The organism is Rodentibacter ratti (assembly GCF_002000485.1).
GTDB classification, from domain to species: domain Bacteria; phylum Pseudomonadota; class Gammaproteobacteria; order Enterobacterales; family Pasteurellaceae; genus Rodentibacter; species Rodentibacter ratti.
The window spans coordinates 74,369-89,752 of record NZ_MLAJ01000003.1 but is presented as its reverse complement, the minus strand read 5'-3'; the positions used below and the strand labels follow the sequence as shown (position 1 = coordinate 89,752).

Annotated in this window: 18 protein-coding genes; 10 read left to right on the top strand and 8 right to left on the bottom strand. The window is 40.7% G+C overall.

The genetic code is table 11. The features are described from left to right. The first annotated feature begins 19 nt into the window (after window positions 1–19). Complete coding sequence (locus tag BKG94_RS03530; RefSeq protein ID WP_077434273.1) at window positions 20–1,066, top strand: glycosyltransferase family 9 protein; 1,047 nt, start codon at window positions 20–22, stop codon at window positions 1,064–1,066. Window positions 1,067–1,109: 43 nt separating this feature from the next. Here BKG94_RS03530 and BKG94_RS03525 read toward each other — a convergent pair whose 3' ends face one another. Continuing rightward, complete coding sequence (locus BKG94_RS03525) at window positions 1,110–1,454, bottom strand: carboxymuconolactone decarboxylase family protein (RefSeq protein ID WP_077434271.1); 345 nt, start codon at window positions 1,452–1,454, stop codon at window positions 1,110–1,112. Window positions 1,455–1,663: 209 nt separating this feature from the next. On the opposite strand from BKG94_RS03525, the gene BKG94_RS03520 reads away from it, so the two are divergent. Further along, entirely contained in the window at window positions 1,664–3,514 is a 1,851-nt protein-coding gene (locus BKG94_RS03520) for an ABC transporter ATP-binding protein (RefSeq protein WP_077434269.1), read from the top strand. A 63-nt stretch (window positions 3,515–3,577) separates the two neighbouring features. Here the strand turns inward: BKG94_RS03520 and BKG94_RS03515 are convergent, their stop codons facing one another. From BKG94_RS03515 to BKG94_RS03505, 3 genes are all read right to left on the bottom strand, one after another. Then, the gene (locus BKG94_RS03515) at window positions 3,578–4,963 is read right to left on the bottom strand and encodes a DASS family sodium-coupled anion symporter (protein ID WP_077434267.1); all 1,386 of its coding nucleotides are present in this window, start codon (window positions 4,961–4,963) and stop codon (window positions 3,578–3,580) included. A gap of 150 nt (window positions 4,964–5,113) precedes the next feature. After that, window positions 5,114–5,614, bottom strand: coding sequence for a ribonuclease E activity regulator RraA (gene rraA / locus BKG94_RS03510; protein WP_077434265.1), 501 nt, complete (start codon window positions 5,612–5,614; stop codon window positions 5,114–5,116). A 47-nt stretch (window positions 5,615–5,661) separates the two neighbouring features. Further along, window positions 5,662–6,573, bottom strand: coding sequence for a 1,4-dihydroxy-2-naphthoate polyprenyltransferase (locus BKG94_RS03505; protein ID WP_077434263.1), 912 nt, complete (start codon window positions 6,571–6,573; stop codon window positions 5,662–5,664). A gap of 61 nt (window positions 6,574–6,634) precedes the next feature. On the opposite strand from BKG94_RS03505, the gene tsaA reads away from it, so the two are divergent. Beyond that, entirely contained in the window at window positions 6,635–7,354 is a 720-nt protein-coding gene (gene tsaA / locus BKG94_RS03500; RefSeq protein WP_077434261.1) for a tRNA (N6-threonylcarbamoyladenosine(37)-N6)-methyltransferase TrmO, read from the top strand. Window positions 7,355–7,431: 77 nt separating this feature from the next. Here tsaA and BKG94_RS03495 read toward each other — a convergent pair whose 3' ends face one another. After that, the gene (locus tag BKG94_RS03495; protein ID WP_077434545.1) at window positions 7,432–8,481 is read right to left on the bottom strand and encodes an AI-2E family transporter; all 1,050 of its coding nucleotides are present in this window, start codon (window positions 8,479–8,481) and stop codon (window positions 7,432–7,434) included. A 77-nt stretch (window positions 8,482–8,558) separates the two neighbouring features. Between BKG94_RS03495 and arsC the strand changes: the two genes are divergently transcribed. The 3 genes from arsC to BKG94_RS03480 all read left to right on the top strand — a co-directional run bounded on the left by arsC (window position 8,559) and on the right by BKG94_RS03480 (window position 9,540). Next, complete coding sequence (gene arsC, locus BKG94_RS03490) at window positions 8,559–8,909, top strand: arsenate reductase (glutaredoxin) (protein WP_077434259.1); 351 nt, start codon at window positions 8,559–8,561, stop codon at window positions 8,907–8,909. A 67-nt stretch (window positions 8,910–8,976) separates the two neighbouring features. Next, the gene (locus BKG94_RS03485) at window positions 8,977–9,222 is read left to right on the top strand and encodes an alternative ribosome-rescue factor A (RefSeq protein WP_077434257.1); all 246 of its coding nucleotides are present in this window, start codon (window positions 8,977–8,979) and stop codon (window positions 9,220–9,222) included. 21 nt (window positions 9,223–9,243) lie between these two features. After that, complete coding sequence (locus BKG94_RS03480; RefSeq protein ID WP_077434255.1) at window positions 9,244–9,540, top strand: DUF5377 family protein; 297 nt, start codon at window positions 9,244–9,246, stop codon at window positions 9,538–9,540. 62 nt (window positions 9,541–9,602) lie between these two features. On the opposite strand, the gene bamC is transcribed toward BKG94_RS03480, so the two are convergent. Beyond that, a complete protein-coding gene (gene bamC, locus BKG94_RS03475; protein ID WP_077434253.1) occupies window positions 9,603–10,607 on the bottom strand; it encodes an outer membrane protein assembly factor BamC in 1,005 nt (334 codons plus the stop codon). Between the two features lie 92 nt (window positions 10,608–10,699). Beyond that, entirely contained in the window at window positions 10,700–11,596 is an 897-nt protein-coding gene (gene dapA, locus BKG94_RS03470; RefSeq protein WP_077434251.1) for a 4-hydroxy-tetrahydrodipicolinate synthase, read from the bottom strand. Between the two features lie 106 nt (window positions 11,597–11,702). Between dapA and bcp the strand changes: the two genes are divergently transcribed. The 4 genes from bcp to BKG94_RS03450 all read left to right on the top strand — a co-directional run bounded on the left by bcp (window position 11,703) and on the right by BKG94_RS03450 (window position 13,992). Then, window positions 11,703–12,170: a thioredoxin-dependent thiol peroxidase gene (gene bcp, locus BKG94_RS03465; protein ID WP_077434543.1), complete on the top strand. Its 468-nt coding sequence runs from the start codon at window positions 11,703–11,705 to the stop codon at window positions 12,168–12,170. Between the two features lie 165 nt (window positions 12,171–12,335). Further along, a complete protein-coding gene (gene exbB / locus BKG94_RS03460; RefSeq protein WP_077434249.1) occupies window positions 12,336–12,791 on the top strand; it encodes a TonB-system energizer ExbB in 456 nt (151 codons plus the stop codon). Window positions 12,792–12,793: 2 nt separating this feature from the next. Continuing rightward, window positions 12,794–13,201 carry a TonB system transport protein ExbD gene (exbD, locus tag BKG94_RS03455; protein WP_077434247.1) on the top strand — a complete coding sequence of 136 codons (408 nt, stop codon included), beginning with the start codon at window positions 12,794–12,796 and terminating at the stop codon, window positions 13,199–13,201. 8 nt (window positions 13,202–13,209) lie between these two features. Next, window positions 13,210–13,992, top strand: a complete 783-nt coding sequence (locus tag BKG94_RS03450; protein ID WP_077434245.1) for an energy transducer TonB family protein — start codon at window positions 13,210–13,212, stop codon at window positions 13,990–13,992. 37 nt (window positions 13,993–14,029) lie between these two features. Here the strand turns inward: BKG94_RS03450 and rhlB are convergent, their stop codons facing one another. After that, on the bottom strand, window positions 14,030–15,280 hold the full coding sequence (gene rhlB, locus BKG94_RS03445) for an ATP-dependent RNA helicase RhlB (protein ID WP_077434243.1): 1,251 nt from the start codon (window positions 15,278–15,280) through the stop codon (window positions 14,030–14,032). Window positions 15,281–15,384 lie beyond the last annotated feature (104 nt).

The following is a 15,384-nucleotide window of genomic DNA, read 5'->3' as shown; positions in this document are numbered from 1 at the left end:
AAACGAGAAAGGAATGCCTATGTCGCTTTTTACCGAAGCTCCTACATCAATCTGTATTCTTCGTCTGTCTGCCATGGGGGATGTGTGTCATGCCCTTGCGGTGGTGCAACGTATTCAGACCTATTATCCGCAGACAAAAATCACTTGGATTGTGGGGAAAACGGAAGCGGCTTTATTAGAAGGGATACCGAATGTGACCTTGATCCCTTATGATAAGAAAACCGGCTGGAAGGGCGTTTTTTCCCTATGGAAACAGCTTAAAAATACTCATTTTGATGCTTTGTTGAATATGCAAACGGCGTTTCGAGCATCCATCCTTTCTCTCGGGATTAAGGCAAAATATAAAATCGGTTTTGGCAAAAAACGTTCTCGTGAGGGGCAATGGCTTTTTGTCAATCGCCGTGTGATTGATCCGATATCGCCCCATGTATTAGACGGTTTTATGGCGTTTGCCGAATATATTGGTGTGCCCAAAGTGGCTCCCACCTGGCATTTAGCCATTTCACCACAAGATCAGCACGCCACCGCACAATTTATTGATCCGACCCGTAAAAATTTATTAATTTCCCCTTGTTCCAGTAAGGCTGAAAAAGATTGGTTGGTGGAACGTTATGCGGAAGTGGCAAATATCGCCAATCAGCATAATGTGAATGTGATTTTTTGTAGTTCTCCGGCGAAAAGAGAGTTGGAAATGGTGGAAAAAATAACCGCACTTTGTGATTTTTCACCGACCAATGCCGCCGGAAAAACGAGTTTAAAACAACTGACAGCATTGATTGCGAAGGTTGATCTTGTACTTTCGCCGGATTCCGGCCCGGCTCATATTGCCACAACACAGGGAACGCCGATCATCGGATTGTATGCCTATCACAATCCATTGCGTACTGCCCCCTACAATAATAGGGAAAATGTGGTGTCTGTGTATGAACAAAACGTGCAAAAAGAATTTGGCAAACCTTCTGCGGAATTGCCCTGGGCGACAAAATTGAAAGGGAAAAATTTGATGGCGGAAATTCAAGTGAAAGAGGTGATTGCACAAATGGAAAAATTGAATTTGTGGCAATAAAAAAGGCGTTCATTGAACGCCAATATCATTCATTTTAGAAAGATTATTTCCCTTTTTGTACATTAAATGCTTCTAATGCACGCAAAGAATAGGTATAAGCAGCACCGGCATTAAGGGCGATAGACATCGCTAAAGCTGCGGAAACTTCTTCTTCCGTCGCCCCTGCTTTTACCGCTTCTTCTGCATGAACGCTAATGCAACTTTCACAACGAGTGGTGATAGCCACCGCAAGAGCAATTAATTCACGGGTTTTGGCATCAAGTACATTCCCCTCCGCAGCCGCCGCACCTAATGCTTGATAGGCTTGCAACATTTTCGGGTGTTTTTTGCCAAGCTCGCCAAATGATTTTTTAACGTGTGAAGTGTGTTCTTTCCAATCGGTAAACATCGTATTCTCTCCTAAAGTTAATGGAATAATTAATTTGTGAGGTAAATAATCCATTGATAATGGAATTCGGATTATTCATCTCAATTTTTACAGCGGAAGTATGATGGATGATTTAAAAAAATTGTGCAATGTAAATTGCAGTTTTTTTACGCTATAATGGCTAAGTTTTGAAGGCAACCTATGTTGCCTTTTGTTTTTAAGGAAATCTTATGTTCGATAAAATTTTTTCATGGTTTGAGAACCGTTTAAATCCTTATCCGGAAGGCAATCCGACAACACCGGAAAAAGGCTTGTTCCGTTTTATTTGGTCAAGTATTGACGGAATGAAAGGCTGGATTTTCTTGCTGGCGATTTTAACGGTGGGGACCGGCATAATGGAGGCGTTACTCTTCCAATTTATGGGCTTACTGGTCGATTGGCTTGGGGCTTATACTCCGGCAACCTTATGGCAAGAAAAAGGGCATTTATTAATTGGTATGGTTGCATTGCTTTTGTTAAGCATTGTATGGTCTTTTATTGGTGTGAATGTTCGATTGCAAACCTTGCAAGGGGTGTTCCCAATGCGGCTGCGTTGGAATTTCCATCGTTTAATGCTTGGACAAAGTTTGAGTTTTTACCAAGATGAATTTGCCGGGCGGGTTTCGGCAAAAGTGATGCAAACCGCCCTTGCCGTGCGTGATACGGTGATGACGATCGCTGATATGTTGGTTTATGTGGCGGTGTATTTTATTACCTCAGGTTTGGTGTTAGCGGCATTGGATATTTGGTTCTTATTGCCTTTTGCGATTTGGATTTTCCTCTTTATCACCATTTTGAAATTGCTGATTCCTCGTTTAGCGAAAACGGCAGAACGCCAAGCCGATGCCCGTTCTTTGATGACCGGACGGGTAACCGATGCTTATTCCAATATTGCAACGGTGAAATTATTCTCTCACGGTTCCCGTGAGGCAGCGTATGCCAAACGCTCCATGGAAGAATTTATGGTGACGGTACACGCACAAATGCGTCTTGCCACCTCCCTTGATACCTTAACTTATGCAAGTAATATTTTCTTAACCCTTACCACTGCCGTATTGGGGGTCATTTTATGGCAACAGGGGCAAGTGGGCGTCGGGGCGATTGCCACAGCGACTGCCATGGCATTGCGTGTGAACGGCTTGTCCCGTTGGATTATGTGGGAATCGGCACGCTTATTTGAAAATATCGGTACGGTAAATGATGGAATGGCGACATTGACAAAACCGCATACCATTGTGGATAAACCGAATTGTCCGGCGTTACAGGTCAAGCAAGGGGAAATTAAATTTAATGATATTACCTTTGCCTATGATCCGACAAAGCCGCTATTAAATCATTTTAATCTCACCATTAAACCGGGAGAAAAAGTCGGCTTAATCGGGCGTTCCGGGGCGGGAAAATCCACGATTGTGAACCTCTTGCTTCGTTTTTACGAGGCACAGCATGGCACCATCACCATCGACGGACAAAATGTCTTGGATGTGCAACAAGAAAGTTTGCGTCGTCAAATTGGTTTGGTGACACAAGATACTTCGCTATTACACCGTTCCGTCCGTGACAATATTATTTATGGTCGCCCAAATGCAACGGATGAAGAAATGAAATGGGCGGCAGAACGTGCCGAAGCAGCAGATTTCATTCCGTTTTTGACGGATGCACAAGGGCGAAAAGGCTATGATGCACACGTGGGTGAGCGAGGGGTTAAACTGTCCGGCGGTCAACGTCAGCGTATTGCTATTGCCCGTGTGATGTTGAAAGATGCACCGATTTTATTACTGGATGAGGCCACCAGTGCGTTGGATTCTGAAGTGGAAGTGGCGATTCAAGAAAGCCTCGATAAAATGATGGAAAATAAAACGGTGATCGCTATTGCCCATCGTTTATCTACTATTGCGGCAATGGACCGTTTAATTGTGTTAGATAAAGGTCAAATTGTAGAGCAGGGGACACACAGCGAATTGCTTGAACAGAATGGTTTGTATGCCAAACTTTGGAAACATCAAAGCGGTGGTTTTTTAAGTAGCCATGAACATTTAGATTAAAACAGAAAGAGAAACGACCGCACTTGGCTCAAAGTGCGGTCGTTTTTTATAGTGTTTTTCTCGTTAGTTCAACCAGAATAAATAGCCGAATGTAGCAATCACAAAGACACAGACAATATTTAATACCAGACCGGCACGTACCATTTCGCTTTGTTTGACTTGACCGCTACCAAACACAATGGCATTTGGCGGCGTTGCCACCGGCAACATAAATGCACAGGATGCGCCTAAGCCGATAATTAATGCAAGACCAATTTCCGGAATCCCTAAGGACTGAGCGATGGAAATAAAGATTGGCACAAGCAATGCTGCACTGGCGGTATTAGATGTAAATTCTGTTAAGAAAATGATAAATGTTGCGACTAATAAACCAATTAGATAGTAATGTTGTCCTTGAACTAAGAAGACAATGCCGTCAGCAAGAATTTTACTTGCACCGGAATCTTTCAAAATGGCACTTAATGTTAAGCCACCGCCAAAGAGCATCAATACACCCCAATCGGTATTATCTTGGATTTGTTTCCAACTCGCTACACCTGTTGCGCAGATAATAATGGCGGCGAGTAATGCAACAACGCTATCAAAACTTGCAATGTTTTTTGGTAATCCTAGAAAGCCAGAGATGATAGGATTAATTTTGCCACTAAATACCCAGCACAAAGCGATAAATACGAAGATGACTAAAGTTAAAATCCGTTGCGGATTCATCTCAATTTTTTCAAAAGATTGTTCAAAACGTTTATTCAGTTTAGGCTTGAATACAATGAAAAGTGTACCGATCATTAAAGGTAATAAGATCAACATGATTGGTAAGCCGTACCAGAGCCAATCTGAGAACGTGAGGTGTAAGTTACTCGCCACAATGGCATTTGGCGGACTTCCGACTAAGGTTCCCATTCCACCAATACTTGCGCTATAGGCGATCCCTAACAAAACGAATACATAAGTATTATGTTCTTTTTCTCTATCCATATTACTTAAAATACCCATTGCGAGCGGTAACATCATCGCAGCGGTTGCCGTATTACTCATCCACATTGAAAGGAAAGCGGTGATGAGAAAGAGATAAATCACTGCAACAAAAAGGTTTCCTTTCGCGAGAGCCATAATTTTATTGGCTATCATTCTATCCAGTTTCTGCATATGTAACGCTGTTGCCAATGCAAATCCGCCAAAGAATAGGAAAATAGTGGGATCGGAAAAAGTAGCAAGAGCCTGTTTTGTAGTGACCAGACCTAATACAATTCCCAGTAATGGAACAAGTAATGCAGTGATCGTAACATGCAAAGCTTCACTCAACCAAAGTACGGCAATGAAACCTAGTAATGCAAGCCCGGCATTCTCTTTAGGTGAAAAAGGTAAAAATTTTAATAAAACAAAAAATAACACAATATCCGCAAGGAATATGATGCCATTTTTATGTATTTTAAGTGAAGATGTTGCGTTCATAAAATTCCCCCACATTTTTGTAAACTAAATGAACGAAATAATGTTAAAGGAATGTCATGAACTTGCAACGAGCAAAATTCAAAAGTGTGATCAAGTGCAAAAAAATTAAACAAAAAATGCGGTAAAAAATTACCGCACTTTCAATTTTGATTATTCTTCCTCAAAATCTGTTAGATCGAGTGGTTCTTGGGAGAGAACGATACCGGTAAGGTCGGCGTAAATATAATCTTCAGGGAAGAAGGTTACCCCTCCAAAATTTACGGGAATATCAGTTTCGCCGATGTTATTTTCATCGGCACTGACGGGAATGGGTGCCAATGCATGAATACCAATATCAATATTTTCAAGTTGTTGGATTTGGCGAATCGCACCGTAAACAATAATGCCTTCCCAGTCGTTATCTGCTGCAAGTTGAGCGAGTTCTGCATCGACTAATCCTCGACGCACGGCACCACCTCCGTCAACAACCAATACACGCCCTTCGCCGTTTTCTTCTAATACTTCAGCGATGAGTCCGTTATTTTCAAAGCATTTCACCGTTGTGACTTTACCATAAAAGTGATTTACGCCACCGAAACTGGAAAAGATGGGTTCTACCACATCCACTTGATCAGCGTAAAGATCACAAAGTTCTGAAGTATCAATAAACATAAATTTCCCCTATTAAAATTTTGAGATCATGCCTAGTATATGCCGATTTAGCCGATAAGCAAGCCCAAACTAAAAAGCACATTGACGAGTAATGAAATCATTGACATCTGTGCAAGCATTGGGCGTAACGTGCCGGGCTCTTGGCTACGATAGACAAAAATTGCGTGTTTTATAAGTAATGGAACGGTGAGTAAGAATAAATAATTTGTCCAAGAGGTTGCGCTAGTAATGGTAAAAATGAAGTAATATAATACTGCATTGCTTAATAAAATGCAGTGATAGATGCGTCCTTTATGCGCCCCTAAACGTACAGCTAATGTATTTTTCCCCGCTTTGGCATCTTGTTCTATATCCCGTAAGTTATTAATGTTTAGCACGGCACCGGCTAATAAACCTGAGCCGAGGGCCGGTAGAAGAATTTTGCTGTCGATACTATGCGTTTGTAAATAGTAGGTTCCGCCCACCCCAAGCAAACCAAAAAACAGTAAAACGGAAATATCACCTAATCCCATATAACCATAGGGCTTGGTTCCCACCGTGTAAGTAATCGCGGCGATAATGGCTAAAATACCCAGTCCCGCAAAAGTTAATAAATCAGCAAGATTTTCGTAAGCAATGCCGATCAGTAAACTCCCGGCAATAAAACTTGCCACAGCCATTAAAATTAACCCCCATTTCAATTCAGTGGCTGAAATTCCCCCTTTTTGAATGCCACGTAATGGTCCGATACGTTCTTCGGTATCCGAACCTTTTTGATGATCGCCATAGTCATTGGCAAAATTTGAAAGAATTTGTAATAAGATCGTCGTCAGTAAACAAAGTACCATCACCCAATAATTAAATTTCTCCGGATTTGCCCAATAGCCTAAAGCCGAGCCGGTGAAGATTGAGGCTAATGCTAAGGGCAAAGTTTTCGGGCGCGCTGTTTCCCACCACATTTTCAATTTTTCATTTGTCATTTTTTTTGACCGCACTTTTGATTACAATAAGTGGCGTATTCTACAATAATCCTAAATATTTATGAATGATTTAACCCTATCGCCTATTGCGATTATTCACACGCCTTATAAAGAAAAATTTTCTGTCCCCCGTCAACCGGACTTAGTGCAAGATGGGGTTGGTATTGTGGAATTACTCCCGCCTTATAATTCACCGGAAGCGGTGCGAGGTTTGGAAAAATTTAGCCATCTTTGGTTAATTTTTCAGTTTGATCAAATTCAGCAAGGCAAATGGCAGCCCACTGTAAGGCCACCCCGTTTAGGGGGAAATCAACGGGTAGGTGTGTTTGCGTCACGGGCGACCCATCGCCCCAATCCGCTAGGATTATCAAAGGTGGCACTACGAGAGGTAGAATGCATTAACGGCAAAGTATTTTTACATTTAGGGGCGGTAGATTTGGTGGACGGTACGCCGATCTTCGATATTAAACCTTATATTGCTTATGCCGATAGTGAGCCGGATGCTCGATCAAGTTTTGCACAACAAAAACCGCCAGCAAAACTTCAGGTGGAATTTACCGAACATGCTCAAAGTGTAGTCAAAAAATTGGAAGAGAAACGACCGCACTTAAGGCGTTTTATTCGTGAAGTCATCGAACAGGATCCGCGTCCTGCCTATCAACATGGTAAGCCGAGCGAACGTATTTATGGGATTAGCCTTTACGATTTTAATATCAAGTGGCAGATTAAAGTGGGGACAGTGGATGTGGTTGAAATATTAGATATTGAAAAAATAAAGTAGGGTAATCCATCTTTGAACAGTGAGAGTACCCTGTTTTATTTTATGCTCTTGTACAGACAATAAAATTTATCTTCTTATTAATCTTCCGGTAGCGCATTGAGTACGGCTTTGACCAGTGTTGCCAAAGGAATGGCAAAAAATACGCCCCAGAATCCCCATAAACCGCCAAAAATAAGGACAGAAATAATGATAATTAGAGGGTGTAAATTCACCGCTTCAGAGAATAAATAAGGGACTAATAAATTACCGTCTAAGAGTTGGCTCACTGCAAAGGCAATGATGATATACCAAAAGGTTGGACTAATGCCGAATTGGAACAAGGCAACGAGCGCTACGGGAATAGTCACAAGCACCGCACCGATGTAGGGAACCAGCACAGAAAGCCCAACGGCAACGGATAATAAGAGTGGATAATTTAATCCAAAAATTAAGAAAATCACGTAAGTGACTAAGGTGACAATTAAAATTTCTAAGAGTTTTCCATGGATATAATTGGCAATTTGTTGTTGCATTTCTGTCCATACTTTGAACGCGAGGTGACGGTTGCGTGGCAAAAAACGGCTCACACCTTGTAATAGTTCACCTTTGTCTTTCAACATAAAAAACATCATTAACGGCACGAGGAAAGCATAAATACCAAGCGACACGAGATTCATTATGGAAGCCAAAGAAAGTTTGACGGCAGATTCTCCAAAGCCGAGAATTTTTTCACGTACCGAACTAAAAATAGCATCGACCATGGAATAATCGATCAGCTCAGGATAATGTTCAGGCAAACCAAGAAGCCATTCATTTAATTTATTGAACATTGCCGGCAAATCACTCAATAAAGAAATGGTTTGGTTCCAAAGCATTGGTACAAGGACTAAAAAGAAAACTGTCGCCAAACCGATAAATCCACCAAAAATCACAACAGTGGCTAACATACGAGGAAGTTTCAGATTTTTCGTCAGAAAATTAATCGGCATTTCTAATAAATAGGCAAGGACAATGGCGATAAGTAAAGGGGCGATTAAATCACCGAAAAAATAAATGGCAATAAAACCAAAGAGTAAAATTGCCAATAGCCCCATAGCTTGCGGATCGCCTAAACGGCGGGCATACCAGCTTTTCAACATTTCTAACATAATCAACATCCAAGTGAGCATTTTTCGCCATTATAAGTTAAAATTTCTTCTAGTTATAGCCAGCGAGAGGAAATTCTATGTCTGTTATTATTTATCACAACCCTCGTTGTTCCAAAAGCCGGGAAACTTTGGCGTTATTGGAAGAGCAAGGGATTCAGCCAAACATTGAGCTTTATTTGCAAAAACATTATAGCGTTGCAGAATTACAACAACTTGCGGATAAATTAGGCATCACAGATATTCGCTTGATGATGAGAGTGAAAGATGAACTTTATCGTTCGCTGAATCTCGCGGATTCGGCATTGACAAATGAAGCACTATTGAATGCAATCAGTGAGTATTCCGCTTTACTTGAACGGCCTATTGTAGTGAATGGTGAGAAAGCAAAAATCGGACGACCGCCGGAAAGCGTTCTTGAAATTTTGTAATTTTAAGGTTTATTCGTATAATACAACCGCCGTGGAAATGTCTTCACGGCTTTTTTAAGGAAAAATTATGGCAAAAAAACAAAAAAGTGCGGTTGAAAATCAAACCGTTTATCAGCACACGAGAGGTGTCGTAAGAGATAATGCGATCATGGCATTATTACATGACAAATTATTCCGTCAGCGTATTGAGAAAAAACGTAAGGGGAAAGGCAGTTACCAACGAAAAGCAAAACACGTAGGGAAATTTTTTGAAAAGCCCGATTATAAATTTTTTGATTTCAGAAACTTTATAATCGGGTTTTTCTTAAGTTAAAAGCGCAATATGAGGTAAAAAATGTCAAATAAAACAGAAACATTATTCAATACAACATGGAACGTACGTATTAGTGATCCGGGTGAAGAAGGCGCGCACAGCCATTTTTTTGAAACGGTTTATTTAACCCTGACGGCACATTTTGAAGAAAGTGGCATTCGCTATGAGTTTGTTCGGAGAGTAGAAGATCAAATCAAAATCCAACGCTCATTCACAGAATTGAATGAATTATTTAAGTTTTTGGGCGATTATTTAGATGCGGTATCTCTTGGTGTGCTTGGCGTAAAAATTGGCAATCTCGGTGTGAAAGCGGAATAGTATTATTTTCGGAAAGCAAAGAGCGGTTGAAATTCAAGGCGAAAATCAACCGCACTTTTTATTTATTTCGCAAGTAAAGTACCGAGGGCTTGATAAACCTCCTGGGCGGATTCGCCACTTAATGCTTTATTCTCCTCGTCGGTAATCACAAGGGCACTTTGTTTGCCAACCGCAGAAATTTGCATCAAGTAAGTACCTTTTTCGAGATTCGGTGCATTGACCCCTAAACGTAACCAATCTTCCTTATTTAAAGGTGAATATTTCAGCTCACGTTGTCCACGACCGGCTGTTTCTGATTTGATGGCAAATCCCAATTTTGGCAGTACAGAACCTAATTTTTCCCATGCCTGACCAAAGGTTGCATCCATACCTAATGCCGTTCTTCCGTTTATATCGGTGATTAAACCTGATTGGAATGCACCTACGGAGGCGTTATTGAGATCTTGTTGTTGCTTCGTGTAGTTATTGGTTAACGTTGCAACAAAACGGTTTAATCGATCGGAAGTATAACGTTGTTTTTCAGCCACGCTTGGCGTGAAAAGAATATTATTGCGGCGCATCTGCGAGACAGAAACACCTAATGCACTGGCATCATGTGCAGTAAATTGCTCAACTTGATAACGAATTTCTGTGCCTGTTTTGTCGTCTGCGCGTTCTGTACTATGCCAATCTGTTAATAAAACTGCGCCATTAATAGTGGAATCAATCCCTTCTTCTTTTAATAAACGTTGAATTTGCTGTAAGTTATAAAGAGAGGCTTGTTCATTGGAATAAACGATTAAAGCACGTTCTCCATCAAATTGTGTCAGTGAGTTTTTTATAATCGCCAAAGGGACTGCCGGCGGACGAATATCAACGGTTGTATCTCTTTTAACGGCAACATTGGGTAAATCGTAGGTAGAGGCTTGTTGTGGTAGATTAACGCCACCGCTCGCTAAAGGTGCGAAACTTGGGATGGGAGAGTTTGATTTTTGATAGCTATCATTTGCGCTTTGTAATTTTTCAGGATCGCTTGAACAGGCGGATAATAACGCTACCGTTGCTAATCCTAAGAGAATCTTTTTCATAATAAATCCTTAAAAATAAATAAAAAAACGACCGCACTTTGACAATGAGTTATTGGAAAGGTTTGGGGCTGAATCCAGCCCCTTATGATTCATTAAATCAAACTGGCTGCTTTTAATGCCGCTTCAATTTTTGGTTGTGCGCTTTCACTTAGAATCGTTAATGGTAAGCGAAGAGAAGGTGATTTAATCAATCCTAAACGATAAGCTGCCCATTTCACCGGAATTGGGTTTGATTCGACAAATAAATCACGGTGCAATACCATTAAGCGTTGATTGATTTCTTCTGCTTTAGTAAATTCACCGGCACGTACTAAACGGCACATTTCAGCCATGTCTTTTGCAGCTAAGTTGTTGGTCACGGAGATGACACCTTCAGCACCTAATTTCATTGCTTCTAACCCGGTTGCATCATCACCACTTAATACGATGAAATCTTTTCCTGCTAATTTTTTGATTTCTGTTACACGACTCACTTCACCGGTTGCCTCTTTAATTCCCACAATATTTTCAATTTGGGCTAAACGTGCAACGGTTTCCGGTTTCATATCACTTCCCGTACGTCCCGGTACATTGTAAAGAATCTGAGGTAAATCGGTACATTCGGCAATGGCTTTAAAATGTTGATACATTCCTTCTTGCGTTGGTTTGTTATAATAAGGGACAACGGAAAGGCAACCGGCTACGCCACTATCACGTAATAATTTAGTCATGACAATCGCTTCACTCGTTGCATTGGCGCCTGTTCCTGCAATGATTGGAATGCGTCCTTTTGCTAGTTCTACGGTTTTTTCAATGACCTTGACATTTTCTTCAATACTTAATGTCGCGGATTCACCGGTAGTGCCTACTGAAACAATGGAATCGGTGCCGGCATCAATATGAAATTCCACTAATTTTTCTAGGGTTTCAAAATCAATTCCGCCGTGATTATCCATTGGGGTGACTAAAGCAACAATGCTGCCAAAAAATAAGGGATTTTGCGTAGACATAAAACCTCCGTCTCAGATTATCGTGATTAACATTTGAAAAGTGTCCCTTAGGATCGCTAAAATGACTAAAATTTGCAAATCATTTTTTTATTTTGAGGAATTTTCTATGAAAACATTACAAGTGGGCGATACCGCACCACAATTTACATTGATTAATCAGGAGGGAATGCCGGTTTCCCTTGCTGAGTTTAACGGGAAAAAAGTCCTTGTTTATTTTTATCCCAAAGCCCTCACACCGGGTTGCACAACACAAGCTTGCGGATTACGAGATGTAAAAAATGAACTGGAAAAATTGGGTGTCGTCATTTTAGGTATTAGCCCCGACAGTCCTAAGAAATTAGCACAGTTTGTAGAGAAAAAAGCACTCAATTTCGCCTTGCTTTCAGATGAAACTCATCAAGTTGCCGAGCAATTTGGCGTCTGGGGAGAAAAGAAATTTATGGGAAGAACTTACGATGGTATCCATCGGATAAGCTTTCTTATTGATGAGCAAGGCAAAATTCAACAAGTATTTGATAAATTTAAGACAGGTGAGCATCATCAAGTCGTTTTAGATTACCTTCAATCCCTCTAAATCTCTCATAAAATTTACCGCACTTTTGTTTTTTGTACTCAAAGTGCGGTTAAAAATCACTGTGTTTTTCCCTCAATTAATATTTACGACCTCATTTCCTTTTGCTAGAATTCGATGTCTAATTGAAACTAATTCTCAATTACTTTTATGTCTTAAGGATAAAAAATGCCTCAACTTTTCGAATTTTTACAGCAATACAGCGATTACATCATTATCGGACTTTTACTGATTATGAGCATAATTATGCTTGCAATGGTTATTGAACGCTTTATTTTTCTAAGCAGAATTAATGTAGGCAAATATTCCAATATTCATGCATTGGATATCGATCTGAATCGTAATATGACCACGATTTCTACTGTCGGTGCGAATGCTCCCTATGTTGGGTTATTAGGTACGGTTATCGGTATTTTATTAACTTTCTATCAAATCGGTCAGGGTGGCGGTGATGTGGATGCCGGTGAAATTATGTTACACCTTTCTTTGGCACTAAAAGCGACCGCACTTGGTATTTTGGTGGCTATTCCGGCTATGGTGTTTTATAGCGGTTTAAACCGTAAAATTGAAGTAAACCGTTTAAAATGGAAAGTGTTAAATTCACAGAAAGATGATAAGGAATAATCGTGAAAAAATTTGATGAAATCAACATTATTCCTTTCATTGACATTATGTTGGTGTTGTTGGCCATTGTTTTAATTACCGCATCATTTATTTCGCAGGGAAAAATTCAAGTAAATGTGCCAAAGGCAAGTACAACCGTCGCTTTTAAATCCGATGATTTGGCTAAATTGCTCACGGTGACTTCGAAAGGGGAACTTTACTTCAACGATAAACCTATTTCACAAGAAGCTTTAGAAGTGGAAATTAGCCAATGGGATAAAGGGCAAAAGGTGACTTTGAAAATTGATGCGCAAGCGAGTTTTCAGGACTTTGTGACTATTACCGACTTACTTGCCAAAAACGAGATTAAAAATGTGGCTCTGGTATCAATGAAAGATAAAGGTGCCGGTGCGACACCTGCCGGTAAATAGGAAGAGTTATGCAACAAGCTAAACGTTCATCTCTAGCTTTGCTTATTTCGCTTCTCATTCATGGAGCAGTAGTTGGCGCCTTGTCATGGAATTGGCATGAATCTAATGATAGCGCAAATAATCATGCCGGTGAGCTAGCGACGACCATTTCAATGGAAATGGTGCAAGGAATGCGTATTGAAGAGGTTGAACCCGAGCCTGAACCGGAACCTCAAAAAGTTGAACCTGAGCCACCAAAAGAAGAGGTCGTTTCGGATCCGACAAAAAAACCGGAACCAGAAAAGAAAAAACAGCCGGATAAGAAACCGGAAAAGCCAAAAGATAAACCAAAACCCCCTAAAGAAAAACCGAAAAAACAGGTGAAACCGTTTGAAAAAGCACAAAAATTACCACAATCTTTGCCGATAGGCGATCGTAACGTCAATTCTACATCAACGGTAAATTCAAAAGCGACGACAACCGGTAGTGTAAATACCAATGCAAATATGCAGGGAAGCGGTTCAAATACAAATGAAATTTCTGCTTATAAAGCCGCACTTTATCGTGAAATTGAGCGTCGAAAAGAATATCCGATGCGTGCGAAAATGATGCGTAAACAAGGGGTTGTTCATATCTCGTTTAATGTTGGTAACGATGGTTCACTAAGTGGTGAAAATGTCGTGAAATCTTCAGGCGATGATAGTCTGGATACCGCCGCATTGAAGGCGGTGAAAAGAGCAAGGCCGATTGGGCCCAAACCACATGGATTTGCAAGTAATGTATCTGTCCCGATTCGATTTAGCTTGCAGTAAAATAAAAAAGGCAGAGGTAAATTTCTGCCTTTTTCTATTATTTTCGGTAAGTCCGACTTCTCATCGGAACCCGTGAATGATTGTTTGAGCGGGATTTTAAAGGAAACGGTTTAGGTAAATTTAATAGAGATGTCTGGTCGTATTGGCTGACAGGAATTGAATGCCCGATGTATTCCTCAATAGCCGGTAAATTCATTGCGTATTCTTCACAGGCAAAACTGATTGAAATACCACTTTCACCGGCACGACCGGTACGTCCGATGCGGTGTACATAATCTTCACGATCATCTGGTAAATCATAGTTAAATACGTGGGTAACATCTGCGATATGTAAGCCTCGAGCCGCTACATCGGTTGCGACAAGAATATCTAAAGCACCGTCAGTGAATTGCTTCAAGAGTGTAAGACGTTTTTTCTGTGCAACATCGCCGGTTAGCAAGCCCGCACGATGTCCATCAGCCACTAAATAGCGCCAAATTTCTTCGCAACGATGTTTAGTATTGGCAAATACAATACAGCGTTCAGGCCATTCTTCCTCTATTAAAGTCAGCAATAGTGCCATTTTGTCTTGGTTCGAAGGATAAAATAATTCCTCTTTTATACGATGACCGGTTTTTTGTTCGGGTTCAATTTCGATGTATTCCGGATCGTTCATATCTTCGAAAGCAAGTTCACGTACTTTGTATGACAGCGTTGCCGAAAAAAGCATTGTTAAACGCTTTTGCGGAGAAGGGCATTTACGTAATAGGTAACGAATATCGCGAATGAAACCCAGATCAAACATTCGATCTGCTTCGTCCAATACGACAACTTGGATTTGATCCAAACGAATCGTACCCTGTTTTACATAATCAATGATACGCCCTGTCGTACCAATTAAAATATCCACTCCACGTTCAATAGCCTGTAACTGTTTATCGTAGCCGTCCCCCCCATACGCAAGGGCGGTTTTTAATCCGCTTGCTTTTGTTAAAAACTCCGCATCGTTGCTAATTTGAACAGCAAGTTCACGAGTTGGCGCAAGAATCAATGCCCGCGGTTGATTGAACTCCGTCTTATCTTTTTTATAGGTAAGCAGATGGTGGAAGGTGGTCGTTAAAAACGCTATCGTTTTGCCTGTACCGGTTTGAGCTTGTCCTGCAATATCTTTACCTTGCAGACTGATAGGCAATGAAAGTGCCTGAATAGGCGTGCAATACTCAAAGCCTTTGGTTTGCAAGGCTTTTAAAACAATAGGGTGTAAAGAAAAATCAGCAAATCGCTGTTGGCTTAAATAATCTTGTTTCATGGAAATTACAGTTTCTTAAAAATGGCTTGAGGATAGCACGAATGGGAAAATTACTCAAAATGACCGCACTTTACATTAAAACAGAAAATGGAAGTTATTTTCTG